Genomic DNA, 23,933 nt, shown 5'->3' on the forward strand with positions numbered 1-23,933 from the left:
GATACGTGGCTGAAGAAAGAAACGGATTAAGGCATGCCGTCAACGGGCCACGTAAGCTACAACGGCGGTACCATCGGCAATCAGGCCCATACTGCTGGGCATACTCAGTAAGTGAGTCGCATCGATACTGGATTGGTCATAAGGCAGCTGGGGCTGCACACATATATTGCAGTGCTCGCCTACCAGAGCCACAATCAGATTAAGGTGGCCTCCCCCTGAGGGAGGCCAAAGGCAAGCCCCCCCCTTCTGAGGTGCAGGACTAATCCATCCGTCGAAATTTTTTCGGCGATGGTTTATAAACGGAAAAGTCGAATTGCCCGGCAAGTCCGATGAGGAAAGTCTTCCATCATTGGAGACCATTAAAGCCTTTATTCAGCCCACTCGGCGAGGCCATAGAACGTGTCAAGCGCGCGGTTGGTCAATGAGCTTAACCGTATACGCGCGATACCTTGTCACGCAAGCCCGACACTGCGTCAACAGTCCTCTACGCGCTCAAACTGTGGCCGGCACTGCTGCGCTACTGCGATCGACTCGTTGATCGGCAGGGCCAAGCTGAACGCTATCGACCACGAAGCCTAGCGTCACCTGCTGACGCTTATCGCCGATCCCCGTCCACCGAGTTGATGAATTCTTGCCTTAAAACTACAACTTGCTAGCAGCTCCCCGATTTGACGCCCCCACCAGCAGGGGGATGCCAGCATCGATCAAATTTCCAAACCGCTCAAGACAGCGCTGGCGCGACGCTTACCTTCCTGGCGGAATACTCGCCTCATCTGAACCCACACGACATATCTGGGCGCACGTGGAAGGCAAGGTGTCACGTAAACTGGTGATCGACAAGGCCAACATGAAACGCTTGGCCATCAGTGCCTTGCGCAGCTTGCAAAACCCACCTGCAAAAGTAGCCCGCTTTTCAGGCCGCTTGAGTGCAGGCATATTGGCATGTAACTTCACCTTAGGAAGTTAATAACTAGCTAAATGGTATTGAGAAATATTTGAAAAAAGTGAATTTTTGATAGAATTGCAACATAATTCCCGTGATAACGTTGCTCAATTGGCAGCAATGAGAATCTCGCTCTTAAAATAAAAGGAAATAAAATGAAGAAAGAAATAGCTATTTGGATTTCTGCGATCAATTTCTTGAACCCTGCATTTGCGGCCCCTGTCAGAAATGATGATGGACAGATAGCACAGCGCACAGCAATGTGCAACTTTATCTACGCCCGCCTGTATGAGACGACTTCTGAATTGATAGATCAGAAAAAAAACGAAATAGACTTACAAGAAAAATCTATTACCAACAACGCAATCTCGTATAACACGGCAGCCATTCGAGTTAGATTTATAAGGAAAGAAAAAGGTCCAGTGATTATATCAGCAAAATATTCAAAGAATTATTTCGAAAAAAAAATACAAAAAAAGATATTTTTCTCAAAATTTTACTCAAGAACAGCTTTGACGTAAAAGATGAGATTAACGACGGGTGTGACACTAATGATATAAATATTAAATTTCTTAATAACGAAGTTCAAGAAGTTACAATTTCCTCACACTACCTGGACTAATTTATGCCACTATCGAACCCAACTGATACCTCTTACGGCCCAGGCGGTCAATTTCGCCCGACATCTGGCTATGGCACTCGCACTGACCCATTCCAGTCAAGTCGAGTGGAATACCATCCCGGACAAGATTATGCCGCCCCTGCCGGTACACTTATTTCTGCAGCAGCCACAGGTACGGTGGTTTATTCAGGCTACAACGCTGGTGGGTATGGAAATACAGTGGTAATCAAGTCGACAGGCGGCGATGGAAGCACGTTTTACACGCTCTACGCGCATCAGAACGGCAATTCCATGCCTGCTTTAGATTCTTGGGTGGGACGGGGTGAGGTAATTGGTGAGGTAGGTAATACTGGACGCAGCACCGGAGCGCATCTACACTTTGAAGTATTAAATGCTAATGCAACAATATCTCATGCATCCGGATGACCAATAGGAGTCATTTCGACAAACCAGTCTATTCGTTACGATCCAAACACTTTTAACAATTGGGGCGGATCGACTGGAAAAGCTTACGATGCCGGAAAAGCCATGCCAGGGCAGGATTTGAGGGTGGCGCCGACATCGCGACTGGCGGTAGCGAGTTTATTCTTGCCAACTATATTACAGAGACCGCTACTTATCACGTTGAGAGCCTAGTGCGCGCGGACAATCTTATTAGCATTTATGCAGCAGGCTACGGTGCTCAAATAAATTCGAATGACGCTATAGTCGCATTAACGCCGAATAGCTACGTCACGATTATCGGTTCGGGCAACGATATTTACGCTTTTGACGGCGCAAATGTTGTTTTTGCCGGAAATGCCAATTATGTTGAAATGGCGAATGGTGTTAGTGTGACAGGCACTGGCAGCGACACTTCTCTGTCACAAAAAGGACAAAGTGTTTATGCAAACATGAATAATGTCGAAATGTCGGCTCCCCCCTTCCATACTTACTTTTCAGCTGATGGCCGTTCAAATTCGCTTGGCGGACTTGGAGTAATTTTGGATGCCAACATGGGAAAAGAATATCTTTCCCCTACTCCTATCGACCCCCGACTTGTTATAGTTAATCCTCCTGAAGAAATTATGCTAGTAGGTACAAATAAAGGGGTAATCCAAGATATTCAGTAATTTTTCTAGTTTTGGGCCAATTCCTAATTCTTACCGCTAGCAATCTGCTGAAATACCGCCTCCGCAAGCCTGCCGAGGCGGCTCATCCAATGGTATCCTGATATCCGCCAAGCATGCGCAGTTTAGGCGACACGGACGGACCGAGGGCAAGCCAGCGCACTCATGCGATTGAGCACACCCACGCGAATACGCAAGTCGAGCGCCTGCGCAGTGGCTACAGCACAGCGCTATGTCGCAGCGCCCTCTCGCAGTGGGATCGCTGTGAGAGAGCGGCAATGGCTACGTGACAGGCTTCGGGCCGTACGCGCCGTCGCCGCTAACGATATTGATCCGCACGTCGGCCGGGATCTGGCCGAGCAGCGCAGGCAGAACTTCTAAAAAGTATCCATGCGAGATAGGGCTAGGAATCGATTCCGCCCCGGGCATCATTACCGCACAGCTCACCACAGCATTCCCACTCAGAATCCGCTTGTCGCACAGACAGAGTGGTTTTTGTTATCTGGATTGACATCTCTGCAATTAATCCATAAAGTACTCTGCACTACAGAGTATTTTATGGACATCATGGACCAGCAACTGGCTCAGGCGATGCTCGCGGAAGTCGAGCAGACACAACAACGTAGCGGACGCTTTCTCGGCTATTGGCGGCAGGGGCGTATCATCCAGATGTGGGGCTTGGTATGGATGGCCGCCCATCTGGCCACATTCTTCCTGCCTGCCCGCAGCGGCAGCATCTGGCTGGTGTGCGATGCCGTGGGCTTCGCTGCCACCATATGGCTGCGCCTGCGCAGCCGGGACGCCGCCAGCAGCAAGCACACTGATCGCCGCCTGCTGTGTGCGGCACTCATTCTGCTGTTGTTCGGCATGCTCGCCTCCCTGCTGATCGGACCGCACGGCCGCGCCATCGAGGTGCTGTGGACCTGCATGGCGATGACCGGCTACATGCTGTACGGCCTGTGGGCGGGACTGCGCTGGACCGTGCTCGGCGCTGCCGTCATGGCGGCCAGCCTTGCCGCCTACTTCTGTCTCGGGCCGTGGTACGACCTGGCGATGGCAGCGGCTGCCGGCGGTGGACTGCTGCTGGGCGGCACCTGGATCCGCAACGCACGCTGAGCAGGCCATCATGAGCAAGCTGGACGAAGTCATCCACCAAACCACCCGCCTGCGCATCATGACCGCCTTGCTCGCGCTGAAAAAAGACGAGTGGGTGGAATTTGTGCGCCTGAAATCCATGATCAACGCCAGCGACGGCAATCTCGGCTCGCACCTGGAAACGCTGTCGCGCGCAGCGTATCTGGAAATCGACAAGCAGATCGTCGGCAAGAAGCCTTTGACACGCATCCGCTCCACCCCGGCCGGGCGCGCAGCCTACCGCCACTACATTACCCAGCTGCGCTCCCTGCTGGATCTCTGACCCCACCTACTCCAAGAGGACAAACCATGCACCTGACTCTGACCGGATGGCTGCACACACTGGCCTGCAGCTACGCCCTGATCATCGGCGGCGCCATGCTGTGGCGGGCCAAAGGCGGCGCCGTACATCGGCGCGACGGCATGCGCTATATCTATGCCATGCTGCTGGCTAACCTGACCGCGCTGGGCGTCTACCAGCTGGGCGGCTTCAACGTCTTTCACATCCTGGCGCTGTGTACCTTGCTCAGTCTGGCGGTAGCCTTTGCCTCGGCCCGCTGGCGCAAGCCGGGGCGCTACTGGCTGCGCATCCACCTGAGCGCCATGCTGTTCAGCTATTACCAGCTCGTCGGAGGCCTGATCAACGAAGCGTTTGTGCGCATCCCGGCATTGCATGGCCAGAAGGCGATGGCCGGCCTTGCGCAAGGCGTGGCGATGATGGTGTTCCTGATGGTACTGTCGTATTTCTGGGGCAAGACCGCCCGCAGCAGCGCGGCGGCGATCGCGCTGGCGGCGCTGGCAAGCTCGGCGCAAGCCGGCACGCTGACGCTGGACCTCAAAGGCGTGCAGGCCGGCCAGGGTAACCTGGTGATTGCGCTCTACAACAGCAGCGAGGACTTCCTGAAAAAGCCGCTGCGCAAGCTGACCGTGCCGGCCGCCAACGCGGCCATGCGGGTCGACCTGACCGATGTGCCTGCAGGCGACTACGCCGTATCGCTGTTCCAGGACATCAACAGCGACGGCAAGCTCGACACCAGGATGTTCGGCATTCCCGCCGAGCCAACGGGCACCAGCAACAACGCCAAAGGCAGCTTCGGCCCGCCGAAATACGAGGCCGCCCGCTTTACCGTCTCCGCCGACGGCAAGGCCATCCCCATCGAACTGCACAAGTAAGGCCTGCTGTTGTTTGCCATGCGCGGCCGTCCCTCGCCCATTGGACAATAAGGCGCGGATGCCGCTATAGTCGGTCATCCGATTTCCTTGGGTGTTCCGTGCTCCGCTTATTGACCGCCAGCCTGTGCCTGATCGCCTGCAACGCTTCCGCGCTGACGGTGCGGCTGTGCACCTTCGACCGTCCGTTCGCGCCCTACACCATGCCCGACGGCAGCGGACAGACGCAGGAGCTGCTGCGCCGGGCCGCCAAGGGCGGCGACATCAAGATAGAGAACACCTTCGCGCCGCGCGCGCGCTGCCTGGCGCAGCTGGAGCATGGCGAGACGGATGCGCTGATCGCCGCCTATGCGCCGGAGCGGGTGGGCTACGGCGTGATTCCCATGCAGGGCGCGCAGCCGGACGACTCGTACGCGCTGGCCATCACGCGCTTCATGGTGTACCGCCGCAGCGGCAGCGCCGTGCAGTGGAACGGCAAGCAGTTCAAGGGACTGGGGCCGCAGCCGGTGGGCGTGCAGGCGGGCTTTATCCACGGGCCGCTGCTGCGCAAGCTCGGCGTGGCGGTGGACGACGGCGCCAAGAGCGCCGACCAGAACCTCAGCAAGCTGGCCTTCGACCGGCTCTCGGCCGCCATCGCGCAGGAGGCGGAAGCGGGGTTTTACATCAGCCAGGCCTACAAAGGCCGGATCGAGGCGCTGCCCACGCCCTTCCATCTCACGCCGCTGTTCCTGATGGTGAACCGCAGCTTCTACAACCGCAACCGCGCAGCCATCGACGCCTACTGGCAGGCCATCCGCACAACGCGGCAAACCCCTGAGTACCAAACGTATTTGCGGCAGTGGCGCTAGCGCGCAGCCCTCGGCAATAATGTGACTTATTTCCATGCGGAAATGTGATACTGTATGTAGCTATCCTTTTTGCAACAGAGATTATTCACCAGCCAACTGCCATGGACACTAGCTCGCTGCTGCAATTGTTCTCTCCGCCGTCCGATCCGGCCCTGCTCACGTATGGACAGTACGACCCCGCGCTGGTGGCGCTGTCCGTGCTGGTGGCGGTGTTTTCCTCGTGGATGGGGCTGCAGCTGGCCGGCCAGGCGCGCGGCGGCGGCAACCGCATGCTGCGCACCGTGGCGCTGCTGGCCGGCAGCCTCGCGCTGGGTTGCGGCGTGTGGTCCATGCACTTTATCGGCATGCTGGCGTTCAGCCTGTGCACCAGCGTCAGCTACGACCCCTCGCTCACCATCCTGTCCCTGCTGCCCAGCCTGGGCGCGTCCTGCGTGGCGCTGGCCCTGGTGCGCCGCCGCCGGATGACCGGCGCCACGCTAGCCTGCGGCGGCCTGCTGGTGGGCCTGGGCATCGCCGCCATGCACTACTCTGGCATGGCGGCCATGGAGTCCACGCTGGTGCTGCGCTACGATCCGCTGATGTCGGCCGTGTCCATCCTGGTGGCGGTGGCGCTGGGCACGGCGGCGCTGTGGGTGCGCTTCGGCCTGCGCGGCGCCACGCGCCTGAAAAGCGGCGGCCGCCTGGCGCTGAGCGGGCTGTTCATGGGCTGCGCCATCGCCGGCATGCACTACACCGGCATGGCGGCGGCGCGCTTCGTCGGCGTGCCGCCGCCCGGCTCGGCCGCCGGTCCCGGCAGCGGCTTCCTGGCGCTGGCCATCTCCATCATCACGGTGGCTTTCACGGTGTTCGTCGCGGGCGCCTACGGCCTGCTGCGCTACCGCGAACTGTACCGCACCCTGCGCCGCAGCGAGAGCTCGATGCGGGCGCTGCTGACCACCACGGTGGATGGCGTCATCACCGTCAACGGCGACGGCGTGATCCAGGAATTCAACGCCTCGGCCGAGCGCATCTTCGGCTGGCGGCGCAGCGAAATCATCGGCCTGAACGTGGCGGTGCTGGTGGCCGATCCCGTGCGCTCGGAACAGGACGGCCTGCTCTACCATCTGCGCCAGCGCAACGCGGTGGAGGCGCGCGCTGCGCACGCGGGCACCGAACTGGTGGGCGTGCGCAAGGACGGCAGCCTGGTGCCCATCCGGCGCGCGCTGGGCCACACCAGCACCGGCGGCGAGGACGTGTTCGTGCTCTTTATTACCGACATCTCGGAACGCCGCGCCATGATGCAGGCGCTGGGCGAAAGCGAGCAGCAATTCCGCTCGCTGATCGGGCATATCCCCGGCATCTCCTTCCGCTGCCTGGCGGGCGGCGAGCATCCGCTGGTGTTCCTGAGCGACGGCGTGGAGCTGGTGGCGGGCTATCCGGCGAGCGACTTCACCGGCCCCGGCGCCTGCCGCACGCTGACCAGCCTGATCGTCCCGGCCGACCGCCAGAGCGTGCTGGACGCGCTCGAACACACCATCGCCAGTGAGCAGCCCTACCTGATCGAATACGCCCTGCAGCACGCCGACGGCGGCCTGCGCTGGATCTGGGAGCACGGCGCCGTGGTGCGCGATGCGCAAGGCCAGGTGCGCTGGATAGACGGCGTGATGCTGGACATTACCGAGCGGCGCCAGATGGAGCAGGAGCTGCGGCGCGCCAAGGACAACGCGGAGCAGGCGGCCGCCGCGCGCGCCAGCTTCGTGGCCAATATGAGCCACGAGATCCGCACGCCGATGAATTCGATCCTGGGCTTCACCGACGTGCTGCTCGACAGCGACCTGCCGCCCGAGCAGCGCCGCCACCTGAACACGGTGCGCAACGCGGGCCGCTCGCTGCTACGCCTGCTCAACGAAATCCTGGACACGGCCAAGCTGGACAAAGGCGCGGTGGAGCTGGAGCAGGCCGACTACGACTTCCTGGCGCTGGTCGACGAGCTGACCTCCAGCTGCGGCGCCAGCGCGCGCGCGAAGGGGCTGGCGATGGAGGTCAGCTACGCGCAGCAGCTGCCGGCGCGCCTGCACGGCGACGAGCTGCGCATGCGGCAGATCCTCACCAATTTGCTGGACAACGCCATCAAGTTCACCGCCCACGGCTCGGTGGCGCTGCAGGCGGCGCTGCGCGAGGGCCAGCTGCACCTGGCGGTGCGCGACACCGGCATCGGCATTGCGCCGGACCGGCTGGAGGCCATTTTCGATCCCTTCACGCAGGCCGACCCGTCGATGACGCGGCGCTACGGCGGCACCGGCCTGGGCACCACCATCAGCAAGCAGCTGGTGGAACTGATGGGCGGGAAAATCTGGGCCGAGAGCACGCAGGGCGAGGGAACGGTGTTCCACGTGCTGCTGCCGCTGCGGCCCGCGCTGGAGCAGGCGTCGCAGGAGGAACAGCAGCCGGGCGCGCTGCCGCTGCCGCCGCTGAGAATACTGGCGGCGGACGACGTGGCGCAGAACCTGGAACTGCTGCGCCTGATGCTGGAAAAGCGCGGCCACAGCGTGGCCACCGCGGCAGACGGGGCGGCCGCCGCGCAACTGGCGGACAGCGAGGATTTCGACGTGATACTGATGGACGTGCAGATGCCGGTCATGGACGGCCTGGCCGCCACCCGCGCCATCCGCGTGCGGGAGGCGCAGGCAGGACGGCGGCGCGTGCCCATCATCGCCATGACGGCCAGCGTGCTGGAAGCGCACCGCCAGGCCAGTTCGGCGGCGGGCATGGACGGTTTCGCATCCAAGCCGGTGGACTGGCCGCAGCTCTCGCGCGAGCTGGCGCGCGTGCTGGCGCTGTCCCCGGCGCCGGCGCCCGCGCCGGCCGAATTGTACGAAGCGCGCGCAGCCCTGGGCCTGCATGTGCTGAACCGGGCCGCAGGCTTGCGGCGCTGGGACGGCAGCGAAGCGGCCTACCAGGCGGCGCTGGCCCATTTCATCGCCGAGCACAGCAACGACGCGCACCAGTTCGACGCCCTGTGCGCCAGCGGGGACTATCCCGCCATCCAGGCCCTGGCCCACCGCGCGCGCGGCGTGGCCGCCAACCTGGGGCTGGAGCAGCTGGCGCAGGCGCTGGCCGATATGGAGGAACAGGTCGAGCGCGTCGGCCACGGCGAGACGCCAGCCCCCGTGCTGGAACCTGTGCTCGCCAGCGTGGCGCTGCATCTGGCGGCTGCCCTGAAGGCGGTCCGCTCGCAGCTGAAGCAGCAGGGAAAACACGAGCAGCATGCGGCGGCGGATCCGGCCGCATTGGCCGCGATGGCGCTCGACATCGAGGCGGCGCGCAGCGATGCGCAACGGCTGCTGCAATCGCTGCGGCGCGGCGCGCTGGACGACGCGGCGCTGGCCAGCCTGTCGCAGCGCGTGCAGGCCCACGTTCCGCCCGCCACGCTGGACCAGCTGCACCAGGCCGTGGCCAATTTTGACTTCTCGCTGGCGCAGGATAAACTGGATGCCGTCATGGCCGATGCGCTTCCCCCAAAACCAGAAAGCACGCAATGAACCAAGCCCTTTCGCTGCCGCTGATCCTGGCGGTGGATGATGAAGCCAGCAACCTGCAACTGCTGCGCCACATCCTGCAAGACCATTACCGCCTGCTGTTCGCCAAGGACGCGGCGCGCGCCCTGGAGCTGGCGCGCCAGGAAACGCCCAACCTGATCCTGATGGACGTAATGATGCCCGGCATGACAGGCTACGAAGCCTGCCGCATCCTGAAAGCCGATCCGGCCACCGCCGCCATCCCCGTCATCTTCGCCACTGCCCTGAACGATCCGGACGACGAAGTCACCGGCTTCGAGGCCGGCGCGGTCGACTACATCACCAAGCCGCTCAGCCCTCCCATCGTGCGCGCGCGGGTACGCACGCATCTGTCGCTGGTGCGGGTGGACGAGCTGAAGGAAACGCGCTTGCAGATCGTGCAGCGCCTGGGCCTCGCGGCCGAATACAAGGACAACGAGACCGGCCTGCACGTGATCCGCATGAGCCACTACGCGCGCGTGCTGGGGCTGGCGGCTGGCCTGAGCGCCACCGCCGCCGAGGACCTGCTGCACGCGGCGCCCATGCACGACGTGGGCAAGATCGGCATACCGGACCGCATTTTGCAGAAGCCGGGCGCGCTGGACAAGGAAGAATGGGCCGTCATGCAGTCGCACGCCACCATAGGCGCGGACATCATCGGCGAGCACGCGCACGGCATGCTGGCACTGGCGCGCAATATCGCGCTCACCCACCATGAGAAGTGGGACGGCAGCGGCTATCCGCGCGGGCTGGCGGGGCTGGATATTCCGCTGGAGGGGCGCATCGTGGCCATTGCAGACGTGTTCGACGCGCTGACCTCGGCGCGCCCTTACAAGGCGCCATGGCCGGTGGAGGAAGCGGTGCAGTACCTGCGCCAGCAGCGCGGCCAGCATTTCGATCCGGAGCTGGTGGACCTGTTCCTGGCGCGCCTGCCGGAGATTGTGGAGATCAAGGAGCGCTGGGCGGAGGCCTGAGGCGGCTCCGGCGGGTTACGGCTTCGCCTAACCCGCCCTACGGTGCTACGGTGCTTCGTAGGGCGGGTTAGCGCGCAGCGCGTAACCCGCCAGCCGCCAGCTCGCGGTACAGCGCCAGATAGCTGTGCGCCATCGTCTCCGCGGTGAACAATTCCTCATAGCGCTCGGCCGCGCGGCGTCCCATGGCGGCGGCCAGTTCCGGCTGCTCCCACAAGGTGCGCATGGCCGCGCCGAAGGCTTGCGGGTCGCTGGGCGGCACCACCAGGCCCGTCACCTGGTCCACATTGATATAGGTCGTGCCGGTGCCGATCTCGCTCGAGATCATGGGCTTGCCGTACATGGCGCCTTCCAGCAGCGAGATGCCGAACGCCTCCGAGCGCAGATGCGAGGGGAAGGCCATGGCGTAGCACAGCTCCAGCAGCGCCACCTTGTCTTCCTCCTCCAGCGCACCCACAAACATCACATGCGTCAGCCCCAGGCGTTCGGCATGCGCCTTGAGCTCCTGCTCCAGCGGTCCGGCGCCGACGATCACCACCGGATAGTCGGTCCCCGCCAGCGCGTCGAGCAGGATGTGCAGGCCCTTGTAGTAGCGCAGCATGCCGATGAACAGGAAGAAGCGTTCACCGCAGCGCGCGCGCCATTTGTCCAGCACCGCCTGCGGCGGCTTGGGATAAATGCTCCGGTCCAGGCCATAAGTAATGGTACGGGTCTTGTTCTTGTAGCGGCCCAGCACCGGCGACGAGGCCAGGTAGTTGGGCGAGGTGGCCACGATGGCGTCCACGCTTTTCAGGAAGCGCTGCTTGAGCGGCGTGTACACGCGCAGCAGGGCTTTCTGGCGCACGATGTCCGAGTGGTAGGTCACCACGCTGGGCTTGTCGATGCCGGCCATGAAATGCGCCAGGTCCATGAACGGCCACGGGAAATGGTAGTGGATCACGTCCGCCTGCCTGGCCAGGTGCTTGAGCTTGCGGATGGCCGCGAACGACATGGCGTTGGAGGCGATCTCGAAGTTGAGCGGCACGCGGTGCACCGTGTGGCCTTCGATCTCCATCTGCGACGGGCCGCCGTTGCGGGTCAGCGTCAGCACTTCGTTGTGCACGCCCAGGCGCGTGGTGCCCACGCACATCTGGCGTATCACCTGCTCGATGCCGCCCCACGAATCGGGGTAATAGGTCTTGTAGAAATGAAGGACGCGCATAAGCTCAGGATAAAAGGGTGTGGTACACGGCGGCCGTCTTGCGGGCGGTTTCGGCCCAAGTCAGCTCGACGGCGCGCACGCGGCCGGCGGCCGCGCAGCGCGCGCGCAGCGCCTCGTCGCGCGCCAGTTCCAGCATGGCGGCGCTGATTTCCGGCACCGACAGCGGATCGACTTCCAGCGCCGCGCCGCGCGTCACTTCGGGCAGCGAACTGGTATTGGAGGCGACCACCGGCACGCCGGAGGCAAAGGCCTCCACCACCGGTATGCCGAAGCCCTCGTACAGCGATGGGAACACGAACACGCCCGCGCCGGCGTACACGTGGCGCAGCTGCTCTTCGTGGGTCAGGCGGTCCAGCCAGACGACGTTTTCGCCGTTCTGCACCGCCGCTTTCATTTGCGCCTGCTGCTCCTCGCTGCGCCAGCCCGGCGCGCCCACCACCACCAGTTGGCGCTTGGCGCGCACCACCGGCGGCAGGGCCAGGTAGGCCGCCAGCACGCGGCCCAGGTTCTTGCGCGGCTGCAGCGTGCCGACAAACAGGAAGTAGCCGGGTTTCAGGCCATACTGCGCCTGGGTGACGGCCACCGCTTCCGGCTCCGGCGCGTCCAGCCAGCGTTCGTCGACGCCGTTATGCACCACGCTGATGCGGCGCGGATCGATGCCGAAGCATTGTTCCAGCTCGCGCACGGCGAAGTGCGACACGGCGATTACGTGGTCGGCCTTGCGCGCGGCCTTGCGCTGCAGCCAGTTCTTCAGGCCGCGCAAGCGCGGGCTGCACCATTCGGGATGCGACAGCGGCAGCGCGTCGTGCAGCGTGGCCACCACCATGCAGTCCATGCGCACGGTGCGGTAGTCGGTGGAGTGGAACAGGTCCACGCTGGGCATGTGCTCGCGCACGGCGCCCGGCGTGCACAGGTCGCGCAGCGTGGTGACGGGGAAGGAATGCGACAGCGGCACGCCCACGCTGAGGGCAGCGGCGCCCTGGCCGAACGGCGCAAAGGACATGGGCTGCACAGAGCAGCCAGCGTGCGGCAGCTGGCGCAGCAGCGCCTGGCTATACACGCCGATGCCGTCGAGGCGTCCGCCGGTCAGGACCGGTTCAACAGTAGTGGTGGAAAGGCCAATGCGCAAGACACTCAAGCCTCGTACATCCAGCGCAGCGTTTGCTCCAGCGGCACCGGCACGATTTGCCCGACCACGGAGGCCAGGCGGGTGTTGTCGCCCACCAGGCGCACCACTTCATTGGCGCGCACGAAGGCGGGGTTCACATGCACGTTGATCTGGTAGCCGGCGATGCGGCCCATCATGTCCAGCGCTTCGCCCAGCGAGTAGCCGGTGCTGGAACAGATGTTGAAAGTTTGTCCGGCCGGGGCCAGCGCCAGCAGCTGGCGGTAGGCGGCGGCGACCATGCGCACGTCCGAGAAGTCGCGCCACACGTGCAGGTTGCCCAGCTCGATGTCGGCGGCCTTGCGGCGGAAATGCGCAACGATTTTCGGCAGCAGGAAGTTCTCGTGCTGGCCCACGCCCGTGTAGTTGAACGGACGCGTAATGATGATAGGCAGCTTGTCCATCCACAGCCGCGCCATGTATTCCATGGACAGCTTGGAGACGGCGTAGTCATTGGCCGGAGCCGGCGCCGTGTCCTCGCCCAGCATGGGCAGGTCGGCGTTGCCGTAGATATTGGCGCTCGATGCCACCAATACCGCGGACGGTTTCTTCGCCAGCGCGGCCAGGGCTTCCAGCAGATTGCGGGTGCCCACCACGTTGACGCGGTAAATCTGTTCGATGTCGGCATGCGCCACGAAGGCGATGGCCGCCAGGTGCACCACCACGTCCGGCTGCACCGCCTGCACCATGGCCGCCACGGCGGCGCGGTCGGTCAGGTCCACCGGCAGCATGTCCTCGGACACGTCCGCATGGCCCGGCACCGTGGTGCCGATCACGCGGTAGCCGGCGGCGCGCAGCTCGGCCGCCACATAGCGGCCGGTGAAGCCGGCCAGCCCCGTGACGAGCGCGCGCTTGCCGGCGCCCTCGGTGGCCGGGGACAGCAGCGGCAGCGTCGCGTGCGGTGGGTGCAGCGGCGCGTTCATCAGAACGAGAAGCCGATCTCGTTGCGGCGCAGGTCGGCGTCCACCATCAGCTGGCACAGCTCTTCCAGCGTGGTTTTCGGCGCCCAGCCCAGTTCCTTGGTGGCTTTGGCAGGGTTGCCGATCAGCAGTTCCACTTCGGCCGGACGGTAGAACTTCGGATTGACGCGCACCAGCACTTTGCCGGTCTTGGCGTCGTGGCCGGTTTCGTTCTCCGCTTCGCCCTTCCATTCGATGGCGATGCCGGCGGCCTTGAAGGCCATGGTGACGAAGTCGCGCACGGTTTCGGTGCGGTTGGTGGCCAGCACGTAGGTGCCTGGTTCGTCAGCCTGCAGAATGCGCCACATGCCTTCCACGTATTCCTTGGCAAAGCCCCAGTCGCGCTTGGCGTCCATATTGCCCAGTTCCAGCACGTCCAGCTTGCCCAGCTTGATCTTGGCGACCGAGTCGGTGATCTTGCGGGTGACGAACTCGCGGCCGCGCAGCGGCGACTCGTGGTTGAACAGGATGCCCGAGGAGCCGAAGATGCCGTAGGACTCGCGGTAGTTCACGGTCATCCAGTGGGCGTACAGCTTGGCCACGCCGTAAGGGCTGCGCGGGTAGAACGGGGTGTCTTCCACCTGCGGAATAGCTTGCACCTTGCCGAACATTTCCGAGGTCGAGGCCTGGTAGAAGCGGATCTTCGGATTGACGATGCGGATCGCTTCGAGCAGGTTGACCGGACCGACGCCGGTGATTTCGGCGGTGGTGATCGGCTGTTCGAAGGACACGCCGACAAAGCTCTGCGCCGCCAGGTTGTACACCTCGTCGAATTCGCCTTGCTGGATCAGGCGGATGCTCGAGCTCAGGTCGGTCAGGTCGTATTCGACCAGTTTCAGGTTGGGGTGATTCTGGATGCCCAGTTCTTCAATGCGCCAGAAATTGACGGAGCTGGTGCGGCGATAGGTGCCGGTGACAACATACCCCTTGCCCAGCAGCAGTTCCGCCAGATAGGCGCCATCCTGGCCGGTAATGCCCGTAACGAGCGCTTTTTTAGTCTTTTGCATGATATTCACGTTTTCCAACGAAACTTTGACAGCCGGGTATTGTAACAGAGACATGAGGCCCGCCCGATTTGCACCGGACGGGCCTTACACAACTTACACCTTGTTACACGGCAACTTTCGGAGGCTGGCCTCGCGTCAAGCTTTACGTTGCGCCACCGCGTCCACCACGCACAGCGCCGTCATGTTGACGATGCGGCGCACGGTGGCCGACGGGGTGAGGATGTGCACCGGCGCGGCGCAGCCCAGCAGGATGGGGCCGACCGCGATGCCGTTGCCGGCCGCCGTTTTCAGCAGGTTGTAGGCGATGTTGGCCGAGTCGATGTTCGGCATCACCAGCAGGTTGGCGTCCGCCGTCAGGAAGGAATCCGGCATGATTTTCTGGCGCAGCTTGGAGTCCAGCGCGGTATCGCCGTGCATTTCGCCGTCCACTTCCAGTTCCGGCGCCTGTTCCTTGACGATGGCCAGCGCGGCGCGCATCTTCTGCGCCGAGGCGCTGTTGGACGAGCCGAAGTTGGAGTGCGACAGCAGCGCGGCGCGCGGCTGCAGGCCGAAGCGCTTCATTTCCTCGGCGGCCATCATGGTGATGGCGGCCAGCTGGTTGGCGTCCGGGTTCTCGTTGACGTGGGTGTCCACGATGACCAGCTGGCGCTCAGGCAGCACCAGCACGTTCATGGCGGCGTACACGCAGGCGCCGGCGCGGCGGCCCAGCACCTGGTCGATATACTTCAGGTGCAGGTCGGTGGTGCCGAAGGTGCCGCAGATCATGCCGTCGGCGTCGCCCTTCTTGATCATCATGGCGCCGATCAGCGAGTGTCGGCGGCGCATTTCCAGCTTGGCGTATTCCTGCGTCACGCCGTTGCGCTTGGCCAGGTCGTAGTAGGCGGTCCAGTATTCGCGGTAGCGCTCGTCGAAGTCCGGATTGATGACGTCGTAGTCTATGCCCTGGCGCAGGCGCAGGCCGAATTTGGTGATGCGGGTTTCCAGCACGGCCGGACGGCCCACCAGGATGGGGCGCGCCAGGCGCTCGTCCACCACCACCTGCACGGCGCGCAGCACGCGCTCTTCTTCGCCTTCGGCGTAGACGATGCGTTTCAGCTCGGCCGGGGTCTGCTTGGCCACCGCGAACAGCGGCTTCATGAAGGTGCCGGAGCGGTACACGAACTGCTGCAGGCTGTCGGCGTAGGCTTCCAGGTCCTTGATCGGACGGGTGGCCACGCCGGAGTCGAAGGCCGCCTTGGCCACGGCCGGGGCGATCTTGGTCAGCAGGCGCGGGTCGAACGGCATCGGGATCAGGTATTCCGGGCCGAAGGACAGGTTGTTCACGCCATAGGTGGTGGCCACGATGTCGGACTGCTCGGCGTGCGCCAGCTCGGCGATCGCGTGCACCACGGCGATTTCCATTTCACGGGTAATCGTGGTGGCGCCGCAGTCGAGCGCGCCGCGGAAGATGTAGGGGAAGCACAGCACGTTGTTGACCTGGTTCGGATAGTCCGAACGGCCGGTGCAGATGATGGCGTCGCCGCGCACCGCCTTCACGTCTTCCGGCAGGATTTCCGGATTCGGGTTGGCCAGCGCCAGGATCAGCGGGTTCGGGGCCATCTGCTTGACCATGTCCTGCTTCAGCACGCCGCCGGCGGACACGCCCAGGAAGATGTCGGCGTCCGGTATCACTTCGGCCAGGGTGCGGGCCGTGGTGTCGCGCGCGAAGCGTTCCTTGTCCGGGTCCATCAGCTCGGTGCGGCCCTTGTAGACCACGCCGGCCAGGTCGGTGACGAAGATGTTTTCCAGCGGGAAGCCTAGATCGACGATCAGGTCCAGGCAGGCCAGCGCGGCCGCGCCGGCGCCGGACACCACCAGTTTGCATTCCTTGATGTTCTTGCCCACCAGCTGGATGCCGTTCAGCAGGGCCGCGCCCACGATGATGGCGGTGCCGTGCTGGTCGTCATGGAAGACCGGAATCTTCATGCGCTCGCGCAGCTGGCGCTCGATGGTGAAGCACTCGGGCGCCTTGATGTCTTCCAGGTTGACGCCGCCGAAGGTCGGCTCCAGGGAGGCGATGATGTCGCACAGCTTGTCCGGATCGGATTCGTTGATCTCGATGTCGAACACGTCGATGCCGGCGAATTTCTTGAACAGCACGCCCTTGCCTTCCATCACAGGCTTGGCCGCCAGCGGGCCGATATTGCCCAGGCCCAGCACGGCGGTGCCGTTGGTGATGACGGCGACCAGGTTGCCGCGCGCGGTGTACTTGTAGGAGTTGGCTGGGTCGGCGACGATTTCTTCGCACGGAGCGGCCACGCCCGGGGAGTAGGCCAGCGCCAGGTCGCGCTGATTGGTCAACTGCTTGGTGGGGGTAACACTGATTTTGCCGGGTTTCGGGCACTCGTGGTATTCGAGCGCGGCCAGGCGCAGTTGTTGTCTCAATTCCTCTTTTTTATCAGATGACGAATCCATGCTGTACAGCCTTCCTGTTTGTCTATCGGGAAAGCTTCCGATTCTATCAGACCAATTCTTTCAGTTAGCTAGGTATTTTCACGAATAGGACAGAATAACTATCGGATTTTTCAAAATTATCAATTTTTTCTATGGCCCTTGCACCTTTCAGATTGCAACTGTTGCGCATACTTTCTCTGAAAGCAATTCGTTGAAAAAACATGGACTTAGGCCTTTAGTTCTCCTAGACAATGTAACTTCCGCGTAATAGACTGGGTTGATTGTCATCCTGGAAAGAAAGGTACACGATGGACACCCAATTCTGGCACCACTGTTTCCGACTCTCCAGCATCGTCTTCCCGGCGGCCACGCTGCTGCTGTTTTTTGCCGAGCCAGGCACGGCGCAATCGGCCCTGCTGGCAGCCGTGGCCGTGGCGTCCACCGGCGTGTGGGGCTACAGCTTCAGCCGCCACAAGCGCCAGATGGCGCACGAAGACGAAATGACCGAGGGCGGCAACGCCTGAAGCCGGAGGCGCGGCACGCTAGTACAATGGCGGCATGCTCTCCGAATTCGACCTCATCGCAGAATACTTCAACCGCCCCCGTCCCGTCCGCGCCACGCTGGGCATAGGCGACGACTGCGCCTTGCTCACGCCCGGCGCCGGCATGCAGACCGCCATTTCCTCCGACATGCTGGTGGAAGGCCGCCACTTCTTCGCCGGGGCCGATCCGCGCCGGCTGGGCCATAAGAGCCTGGCGGTCAACCTGTCCGACCTGGCGGCCATGGGCGCGCGTCCGGTGGGCTTTACCCTGGCGCTGGCGCTGCCGTCGGCCGAGCGGGCCTGGCTGGCGGAGTTTTCCGCCGGCCTGTTCGCACTGGCCGATGCGCACGGCTGCGAACTGATAGGCGGCGACACCACCAAGGGGCCGCTCAACATCTGCATCACCATCTTCGGCGAACTGGCGCCCGGCGAAGCGCTGCGGCGCGACGCGGCGCAGCCCGGCGACGACATCTGGATCTCCGGCACGCTGGGCGACGCGCGCCTGGCGCTGGCGGCCTGCCTGCGCGAGCCGGGCGCGGGCGAGGAGCTGGCGCGCGGGGAGGATTTCGCGGCGGCGGCGGCGCGCCTGCATGCGCCCACGCCGCGCGTGGCGCTGGGGCGCCTGCTGGCCGAACGGCGCATCGCGCACGCGGCGATTGATATTTCGGACGGGCTGGTGGGGGATATCGGGCATATCCTCAAGCTGTCCAGGGTGGGCGCCACGCTGGACGTGGACGCGCTGCCGGCCGGGCCGGTGCTGTCCCGCTATGCACAGGAATGGCGGCGCGCCTACACGGCGGCGGGCGGGGATGATTATGAGCTGTGCTTTACGGCGCCCGCTACGCAGCGCGAGGCGGTGCTGGCGGCCGGCGTGCAAAGCGGCACGGCGGTCACGCGCGTGGGACGCATCGAGGCCGAGCCCGGGCTGCGGCTGGTGGACGCGCAGGGTGCGCCGCTGGCGCTCGCGCTGCAAGGATTCGACCATTTCGGGAGCGCGTAAGCGGCAACGCGGCAACGCGGCGGGCGAATGACCGTAGGGCGGGTTAGCGTAGCGTAACCCGCCGAATCAGGCCAGCGACGTATGATCCTCGCCCGGATCGCCCACGCGGCGCCCGGTGCCGTGCATCAGCCAATAATGGTGGAAGGCCAGGCGGATATTGTCGCGCAGCTGGATGTCGTCCCAGGGCTTGGTGTAGAAACGGTAAATCGCGCCCCGGTTGATCGAATCGAGTACCGCCTCCAGCCCGGTATATCCGGACAAAATAATCCGTATGGTATCCGGATACATCTCCTTCACCTTGCTCAGGAATTCCGTGCCGCTCATGATGGGCATGCGCTGGTCGCACACGATCACCTGCACCGGATACAGCGCAAGCAGCTCAAAGCCTTCGGCCGGCGTGGCCGCCGTCAGGATGCGGTAGCCGTCGCGCCGGAACAGCCGGTGCAGCGACGACAGCACGTTCACGTCGTCATCCACGATCAGCAGGGTCTGCGGCGGCTCGGCGGCCTGGTTCGGGTCCGGCGGCAGGCTGCGCCCGCCCTCCACCAACTGCCCCATCTCGTCCGCCGGCAAAGGACGGCTGAAGAAATAGCCCTGGATCTCGTCGCAGCGGTTGCGCCGCAGGTATTCCAGCTGCGGACGCGTCTCCACGCCCTCGGCGATCACCCGCAGCTTCAGGCTGTGCGCCATGCTGATAATGGCCAGCGCGATGGCCGCGTCGTTCGGATTGGTGGTGATGTCGCGCACGAAGGCGATGTCGATCTTCAGCTTGTCGATAGGGAAGCGCTGCAGATAGGCCAGCGAGGAATAGCCGGTGCCGAAATCGTCGATCGAGCACTTCACGCCCAGCTCCTTGAGCCGCTCCAGCACGCCGATGGTGCGCTCGGCGTTGGACATCAGCGCGGTCTCGGTCAGCTCCAGCTCCAGCAACTCCGGCGGCACCTTGTGGCGCGCCAGCGCGGCGCGCACCTCCCCTTCCAGGTCGCCCTCCACGAACTGGCGGCTCGACACGTTCACCGCCACCGTCACCGGCCCCACCATGGAACGCGCCCAGGCCGCGATCTGGCGGCAGGCCGCGTCGATGATCCAGGCGCCCACGCGCACGATCAGCCCCGTGTCCTCCAGCACCGGCACGAACTCGGCCGGGAACACCAGGCCGTAGTTGGGCCGCTGCCAGCGCAGCAGCGCCTCGGCGCCGCTGATGCGGCCCGTGGTCAGGTTCACCTTGGGCTGGTAGTACAGCAGCAGCTCGTTCTCGTCCAGCGCGCGGCGCAGCGCCAGCTCCAGGTCCAGCCGCGCCAGCACCTGCACGTTCATGCCGGCGGTGAAGAAGCGGTAGCCGTCGCGGCCGGCCTGCTTGGCGCGCTCCATGGCGGTGTCCGCGTACTTGACCAGGGTCTCGGGCTCGGTGGCGTCGTCCGGATACATGGCGATGCCGATGGAGGCCGTCAGCGCCGCTGGGTGGCCGTCCAGGTCGAACGGCGCGCGCAGCGCCTCGCGCACCTCGTTGGCCACCAGCACCGCGTCCTGCTGGTTGCGCGTCATGGTGAGGATGAGCGCGAATTCGTCGCCGCCCAGGCGGCCCACAGTGTCGCGGATGCGCACGCACTGCACCAGCCGGCTGCTGAACTGGCGCAGCAGCTCGTCGCCGGCCGCCGTGCCCAGCGAGTCGTTGACGTTCTTGAAACGGTCCAGCGCAATGAACAGCACCACGATGCGCCACTCCTTGTCCTGCGCCAGCTCGATCGATTCCGCCAGCGTCTGGAAGAACAGGGTGCGGTTGGGCAGGCCGGTCAGGCTGTCGTAGTGCGCCATGTGCAGCAGGCGCTCCTGGGCCTGGCGGCGCTCGCTGATATCGCGCGCCACGCAGATCAGCGTGGGCTGGGCGCTGCCCTGCTGCAGCTGCCAGTACAGCTCCACCGGCACCGCCGCCAGGTCCTGCCGCGTCAGTTCGGTCTCGAGCAGCTCGGGCGTGCGCACGGTGGCGGCCAGCACGGCGCGGCAGTGGGCCCGCAAATCGGCGCGCTGGCCCAGGCCGATGCGCTCGGGCTCCAGCGCCAGCAGCTGCGCGCGCTCGTAGCCCAGCATGCGGCAGGCGCCGTCGTTCACGTCCACCAGCGTCAGCGTGGCCACGTCGATCAGGAAAATGGCGTCGGCAGTGGCGTCCATGGCGCTGCGGAAGCGCTGCAGCTCGGCGGTGCGCTCGCGCACGGTCTGCTCCAGCACCGCGCTGTAGTTCTTCGACTCGCGGTGCATCAGCCGCACTTCGAGCATGTTGCGGATGCGGGTCAGCACCTCCACCGGGTCGAAGGGCTTGCTGACGAAGTCGCGCGCGCCCGCCTCCAGCGCGGCCAGCTTGTGGTCCGGCTGCGCGGTCACCACCAGCACCGGCAGGTAGGCGTCCGCCTCCAGCGGCTTGAGCGCGTTCATCACGTCGAAGCCGCTCATGCCGGGCATGTGCAGGTCCAAAATAATCAGGTCGTAGTTGTGCTGCTCGTGCCAGGGCGCCACCACGCGCGGATCGGTGGTGGAGCTGACGGCCAGGTAGCCGGTGGTGGTGAGCAGATAGTCCAGCAGCTGGACATTGACCGCCTGGTCGTCCACGATCAGGATCTTCGCGTTAAGGATGTCGGCCTGGGTAATCATGACGTTTCCTTGCTGGCGCGGCCCGCCTTGAGCGCCGCGCGTTCTGCAATATGGGCCAGCGTGCTGCTGATGGCCTCCGTGAATTCATCAATGTTGATCGGCTTGATGAGGTAACGGAAGAATCCTGCCGCAACTCCTTTTTCTATGTCGCGCGGCATGGCGTTGGCGGTCAGGGCGATCACAGGAATGTGCTGCGTGCGGCTGTCGCTGCGCAGCACGCGCATGGCCTCCAGCCCGCTCATGCCGGGCAGGTTGATGTCCATCAGGATGATGTCCGGCTGGTGCACGCGCGCCAGTTCGATGCCGAGATGGGCGTCCGGCGCCGGCAGCAGGCGCAGATCGGGCCGGAAGCTGATGATTTCCTCCACCAGCTTCAAATTGGCCGGATTGTCCTCCACATACAGGATGGAAGCCGGGGCTTCCGGGCCGCGCGCCCCGGCCGGCACGGCCAGCGCGCGCGCCGCCTCGCTGCCGGCCAGCGAGGGCAGCGGATCGATGGCGCGCAGCTCGATCCAGAACAGGCTGCCCACGCCCGGGCTGCTGGAGGCGCCGATCACGCCGCCCATCAGCTCCACCAGGCGCTTGGTCACCACCAGGCCGATGCCGGTGCCCTCCTCCGGGCCGCTCTCCTGGCCCAGGCGGTTGAAGGGCTGGAACAGCATGGCCACCTGCTCGGCCTTGAGGCCGGTGCCGGTGTCCTGCACCGACAGGCGCAGCAGGCCCGGGCCGCTGCCGCTGCAGTCCACCACCACCGCGCCGCCCTCGCGGTTGTACTTGATGGCGTTGGAGAGCAGGTTGAGCAGCACCTGCTTGAGGCGGGTGCGGTCGGCGTCCACGCTGAACGCGCAGGCGTCCGGGAACAGCATGCGGATGCCGCGCGCGGCCGCCAGCGGCTCGGTCATGCTCTGTACTTCCTGCAGCATCTCCTGCAGCGCCACCGGCTCCATCGACAGCGCCACCGCGCCCGACTCGATCTTGGCCAGGTCCAGTATCTCGTTGATCAGCGTGAGCAGGTGGCGGCCGGACTTCAGGATATGGTTGGCGAACTCTTTTTTCTGCGGCAGCGTGGAGGGCAGCTTGTCCGAGGTGAGTATCTGCGCGAAGCCGAGGATGGCGTTGAGCGGCGTGCGCAGCTCGTGGCTCATGGACGACAGGAAGGCCGACTTGGCCTGGTTGGCGCTCTTGGCCTCCTCCATGGCCATGGCCAGCTCGCCGTTGGTGGCCTCCAGCTGCAAGGTGCGCTCGTGCACGCGCTGCTCCAGCTCCTGGTTCAGCCGCATCACCTCCTGCTGCGCCTGGGCGCGCTGCTCGGCCTCGCGCGCCAGCTCGCCGTTCGACTGCGCCAGCGCGCGCTGCCGCGTCTCCACCTCGCTCAGCATGGAATTGAAGGACTCCACCAGCTGCGCCACCTCGTCCTCGCTGGTGCGGGCGGCGCGGCGCGAATAGTCGCCGGTCTGCACCACCTCGCGCGCCACGTCGCGAATATCGAGGATGGGGCGGGTGATGATGTAGTCGGCGCGGCGCATGATCAGGTAGGCCACGCCCATGGCCGGCAGCATCACCAGCAGCGCGATCACGCCGTAGTCCACGCCGCGCCCCAGCATCTCGTACTCGGCGCGCAGGTAGACGGTGCCCAGCAGCTCGCCATTGTCGACGATGGGCTTGAACAGCGTGAGCTTGCCGTTCTCGAAGCGCATGCCCTCGGCCTCGGCCCGCTGCGGGAAATGCACGTCCTGGCCCGGCGCCACATAGCTGGCGAACAGCTTGCCCCTGGCGTTGTAGATGGCGCCGGCGTTCACCTTGGGCCGCAGCCGCAGCAGCGACAGGGTCTGCTTGGCCAGCGCCTTGTCGTCAAAGGCCAGCGCGGCGCTGCTCATGTGGCCGATCAGTTCGGACTGCGTGCTCATGTCGCCGCTCACGCTCTGGTGGTAGGCGCGCAAATCGTAGGCCACGATCATGGCCAGCGACACCAGCAGCGCCACCAGCGTGGTGAGCATGACCACGCCGAGCAGCTTGCCGCGCAGGGAACGCATGCGGATGATGGGCTCCCGGCTCATATGGCCCCCGGCGCCACGCGGTAGGCGGCCGACAGCATGCGCGCGCTGATGCGGATGCGGGCGGCGGCGGCCGGCTTGAGCGCCACCTCGAAGCGCAGCCGCTCGTCGGCCAGCAGGAAATTGACGATGCTGCCCAGGGCGTGCGCCTCCTCGCTGTCGGAGACGGTGAGCAGGGGCTGGCTGCGGGTGGCGGCCAGCACGTCCTGCAGGCTGGCCTTGTCGAGCGCGCCGACGAACAGCATGTGCAATTGGCCGGGCTGCTCGCCCTTCTTCAGTTTTTTCACCTGCAGCGGGTGGCCGTTGGCGCTGTGGCCGGCCACGCTGCGCTCCAGCTGCTCGGCCAGCGCGTCCGCGCCCATGACGCCGATCAGCAGCGGGCTGTCCGGGCGCACAAAGCTGCCGTCCGGCCATTCCACGAAACCGGCGAACTTGACCAGGTAGGCGGCTTTCACCTGCCGCTCCAGGCTGGGGTCCGCCGTGCCGGATTGCGCCTGGGCCTGAATGCGCAGATGAGCCGCCAGTATCAGCAGCACGAAAAACAATTGCGGCAGCAGGCGTGGCAGGCTTGCAAACTGCATGTCTCCCCTCTC

Annotated in this window: 20 protein-coding genes and 1 pseudogene; 12 read left to right on the forward strand and 9 right to left on the reverse strand. The window is 64.2% G+C overall.

The annotated features are described in order from the left end of the window. Positions 1 to 691: 691 nt before the first annotated feature. The 4 genes from KT882_RS28420 (at position 692) to KT882_RS28435 (ending at position 2,677) form a co-directional block, all read left to right on the forward strand. Complete coding sequence (locus KT882_RS28420) at positions 692 to 967, forward strand: hypothetical protein (RefSeq protein ID WP_161072861.1); 276 nt, start codon at positions 692 to 694, stop codon at positions 965 to 967. Positions 968 to 1,098: 131 nt separating this feature from the next. After that, entirely contained in the window at positions 1,099 to 1,464 is a 366-nt protein-coding gene (locus KT882_RS28425) for a hypothetical protein (protein ID WP_228893880.1), read from the forward strand. Positions 1,465 to 1,568: 104 nt separating this feature from the next. Next, entirely contained in the window at positions 1,569 to 1,991 is a 423-nt protein-coding gene (locus KT882_RS28430; protein WP_228893881.1) for a M23 family metallopeptidase, read from the forward strand. A 209-nt stretch (positions 1,992 to 2,200) separates the two neighbouring features. After that, a complete protein-coding gene (locus KT882_RS28435) occupies positions 2,201 to 2,677 on the forward strand; it encodes a hypothetical protein (protein WP_228893882.1) in 477 nt (158 codons plus the stop codon). Positions 2,678 to 2,948: 271 nt separating this feature from the next. Here KT882_RS28435 and KT882_RS30950 read toward each other — a convergent pair. Further along, positions 2,949 to 3,049: pseudogene (locus tag KT882_RS30950) on the reverse strand (IS5/IS1182 family transposase); the annotation flags it as partial. Between the two features lie 183 nt (positions 3,050 to 3,232). Between KT882_RS30950 and KT882_RS28440 the strand changes: the two are divergent. The 6 genes from KT882_RS28440 to KT882_RS28465 all read left to right on the forward strand — a co-directional run bounded on the left by KT882_RS28440 (position 3,233) and on the right by KT882_RS28465 (position 10,336). Then, positions 3,233 to 3,790: a hypothetical protein gene (locus KT882_RS28440; RefSeq protein ID WP_228893883.1), complete on the forward strand. Its 558-nt coding sequence runs from the start codon at positions 3,233 to 3,235 to the stop codon at positions 3,788 to 3,790. Between the two features lie 10 nt (positions 3,791 to 3,800). After that, positions 3,801 to 4,091, forward strand: coding sequence for a transcriptional regulator (locus KT882_RS28445; RefSeq protein WP_161075594.1), 291 nt, complete (start codon positions 3,801 to 3,803; stop codon positions 4,089 to 4,091). 26 nt (positions 4,092 to 4,117) lie between these two features. Continuing rightward, complete coding sequence (locus tag KT882_RS28450) at positions 4,118 to 4,981, forward strand: DUF2141 domain-containing protein (RefSeq protein ID WP_228893884.1); 864 nt, start codon at positions 4,118 to 4,120, stop codon at positions 4,979 to 4,981. A 98-nt stretch (positions 4,982 to 5,079) separates the two neighbouring features. Further along, positions 5,080 to 5,826: a substrate-binding periplasmic protein gene (locus KT882_RS28455; RefSeq protein ID WP_228893885.1), complete on the forward strand. Its 747-nt coding sequence runs from the start codon at positions 5,080 to 5,082 to the stop codon at positions 5,824 to 5,826. Positions 5,827 to 5,927: 101 nt separating this feature from the next. Next, positions 5,928 to 9,347, forward strand: coding sequence for an MHYT domain-containing protein (locus KT882_RS28460; RefSeq protein ID WP_228893886.1), 3,420 nt, complete (start codon positions 5,928 to 5,930; stop codon positions 9,345 to 9,347). Continuing rightward, positions 9,344 to 10,336, forward strand: a complete 993-nt coding sequence (locus KT882_RS28465) for an HD domain-containing phosphohydrolase (RefSeq protein ID WP_161075590.1) — start codon at positions 9,344 to 9,346, stop codon at positions 10,334 to 10,336. Before KT882_RS28460 ends, KT882_RS28465 begins: the two co-directional genes overlap by 4 nt. A gap of 67 nt (positions 10,337 to 10,403) precedes the next feature. Here KT882_RS28465 and KT882_RS28470 read toward each other — a convergent pair whose 3' ends face one another. From KT882_RS28470 to KT882_RS28490, 5 genes are all read right to left on the reverse strand, one after another. Further along, positions 10,404 to 11,534 (reverse strand): glycosyltransferase family 4 protein, encoded by a 1,131-nt coding sequence (locus KT882_RS28470; protein ID WP_228893887.1) that lies wholly within the window; start codon positions 11,532 to 11,534, stop codon positions 10,404 to 10,406. Between the two features lie 4 nt (positions 11,535 to 11,538). Then, complete coding sequence (locus KT882_RS28475) at positions 11,539 to 12,663, reverse strand: glycosyltransferase family 4 protein (protein WP_308807796.1); 1,125 nt, start codon at positions 12,661 to 12,663, stop codon at positions 11,539 to 11,541. A gap of 5 nt (positions 12,664 to 12,668) precedes the next feature. After that, positions 12,669 to 13,622, reverse strand: coding sequence for an NAD-dependent epimerase/dehydratase family protein (locus tag KT882_RS28480; protein WP_161075587.1), 954 nt, complete (start codon positions 13,620 to 13,622; stop codon positions 12,669 to 12,671). Beyond that, entirely contained in the window at positions 13,622 to 14,665 is a 1,044-nt protein-coding gene (gmd, locus tag KT882_RS28485; RefSeq protein ID WP_161075586.1) for a GDP-mannose 4,6-dehydratase, read from the reverse strand. The genes KT882_RS28480 and gmd overlap by 1 nt, the downstream gene beginning before the upstream one ends. Positions 14,666 to 14,800: 135 nt before the next feature. Then, the gene (locus KT882_RS28490) at positions 14,801 to 17,119 is read right to left on the reverse strand and encodes an NADP-dependent malic enzyme (RefSeq protein ID WP_161075585.1); all 2,319 of its coding nucleotides are present in this window, start codon (positions 17,117 to 17,119) and stop codon (positions 14,801 to 14,803) included. A gap of 287 nt (positions 17,120 to 17,406) precedes the next feature. Between KT882_RS28490 and KT882_RS28495 the strand changes: the two genes are divergently transcribed. Both KT882_RS28495 and thiL read left to right on the forward strand, forming a co-directional pair. Next, a complete protein-coding gene (locus KT882_RS28495; RefSeq protein WP_161075584.1) occupies positions 17,407 to 17,622 on the forward strand; it encodes a hypothetical protein in 216 nt (71 codons plus the stop codon). Positions 17,623 to 17,656: 34 nt separating this feature from the next. Next, complete coding sequence (gene thiL / locus KT882_RS28500; RefSeq protein ID WP_228893889.1) at positions 17,657 to 18,640, forward strand: thiamine-phosphate kinase; 984 nt, start codon at positions 17,657 to 17,659, stop codon at positions 18,638 to 18,640. Positions 18,641 to 18,706: 66 nt separating this feature from the next. Here the strand turns inward: thiL and KT882_RS28505 are convergent, their stop codons facing one another. Genes KT882_RS28505 through KT882_RS28515 form a run of 3 tightly spaced genes read right to left on the reverse strand, consistent with a single transcriptional unit; the run spans position 18,707 to position 23,921 of the window. Continuing rightward, positions 18,707 to 21,286, reverse strand: a complete 2,580-nt coding sequence (locus KT882_RS28505) for an EAL domain-containing protein (protein WP_228893890.1) — start codon at positions 21,284 to 21,286, stop codon at positions 18,707 to 18,709. Next, entirely contained in the window at positions 21,283 to 23,343 is a 2,061-nt protein-coding gene (locus KT882_RS28510; RefSeq protein ID WP_228893891.1) for an ATP-binding protein, read from the reverse strand. The genes KT882_RS28505 and KT882_RS28510 overlap by 4 nt, the downstream gene beginning before the upstream one ends. Further along, on the reverse strand, positions 23,340 to 23,921 hold the full coding sequence (locus KT882_RS28515; protein WP_228893892.1) for a YfiR family protein: 582 nt from the start codon (positions 23,919 to 23,921) through the stop codon (positions 23,340 to 23,342). Before KT882_RS28515 ends, KT882_RS28510 begins: the two co-directional genes overlap by 4 nt. Positions 23,922 to 23,933 lie beyond the last annotated feature (12 nt).

Origin of the sequence: Pseudoduganella aquatica (assembly GCF_020865585.1) — a bacterium.
In the GTDB taxonomy this organism is placed as follows: domain Bacteria; phylum Pseudomonadota; class Gammaproteobacteria; order Burkholderiales; family Burkholderiaceae_D; genus Rugamonas; species Rugamonas aquatica_A.

Excerpts from the sequence above, each read along its gene's own strand:
- KT882_RS28465 (WP_161075590.1), top strand. The coding sequence starts at position 9,344 with ATGAACCAAGCCCTTTCGCTGCCGCTGATCCTGGCGGTGGATGATGAA.
- KT882_RS28450 (WP_228893884.1), top strand. The coding sequence starts at position 4,118 with ATGCACCTGACTCTGACCGGATGGCTGCACACACTGGCCTGCAGCTAC.
- KT882_RS28515 (WP_228893892.1), bottom strand. The coding sequence starts at position 23,921 with ATGCAGTTTGCAAGCCTGCCACGCCTGCTGCCGCAATTGTTTTTCGTG.
- KT882_RS28420 (WP_161072861.1), top strand. The coding sequence starts at position 692 with ATGCCAGCATCGATCAAATTTCCAAACCGCTCAAGACAGCGCTGGCGC.
- KT882_RS28510 (WP_228893891.1), bottom strand. The coding sequence starts at position 23,343 with ATGAGCCGGGAGCCCATCATCCGCATGCGTTCCCTGCGCGGCAAGCTG.
- KT882_RS28480 (WP_161075587.1), bottom strand. The coding sequence starts at position 13,622 with ATGAACGCGCCGCTGCACCCACCGCACGCGACGCTGCCGCTGCTGTCC.
- KT882_RS28495 (WP_161075584.1), top strand. The coding sequence starts at position 17,407 with ATGGACACCCAATTCTGGCACCACTGTTTCCGACTCTCCAGCATCGTC.
- gmd (WP_161075586.1), bottom strand. The coding sequence starts at position 14,665 with ATGCAAAAGACTAAAAAAGCGCTCGTTACGGGCATTACCGGCCAGGAT.
- KT882_RS28505 (WP_228893890.1), bottom strand. The coding sequence starts at position 21,286 with ATGATTACCCAGGCCGACATCCTTAACGCGAAGATCCTGATCGTGGAC.
- thiL (WP_228893889.1), top strand. The coding sequence starts at position 17,657 with ATGCTCTCCGAATTCGACCTCATCGCAGAATACTTCAACCGCCCCCGT.
- KT882_RS28430 (WP_228893881.1), top strand. The coding sequence starts at position 1,569 with ATGCCACTATCGAACCCAACTGATACCTCTTACGGCCCAGGCGGTCAA.
- KT882_RS28470 (WP_228893887.1), bottom strand. The coding sequence starts at position 11,534 with ATGCGCGTCCTTCATTTCTACAAGACCTATTACCCCGATTCGTGGGGC.
- KT882_RS28440 (WP_228893883.1), top strand. The coding sequence starts at position 3,233 with ATGGACATCATGGACCAGCAACTGGCTCAGGCGATGCTCGCGGAAGTC.
- KT882_RS28445 (WP_161075594.1), top strand. The coding sequence starts at position 3,801 with ATGAGCAAGCTGGACGAAGTCATCCACCAAACCACCCGCCTGCGCATC.
- KT882_RS28460 (WP_228893886.1), top strand. The coding sequence starts at position 5,928 with ATGGACACTAGCTCGCTGCTGCAATTGTTCTCTCCGCCGTCCGATCCG.
- KT882_RS28490 (WP_161075585.1), bottom strand. The coding sequence starts at position 17,119 with ATGGATTCGTCATCTGATAAAAAAGAGGAATTGAGACAACAACTGCGC.
- KT882_RS28425 (WP_228893880.1), top strand. The coding sequence starts at position 1,099 with ATGAAGAAAGAAATAGCTATTTGGATTTCTGCGATCAATTTCTTGAAC.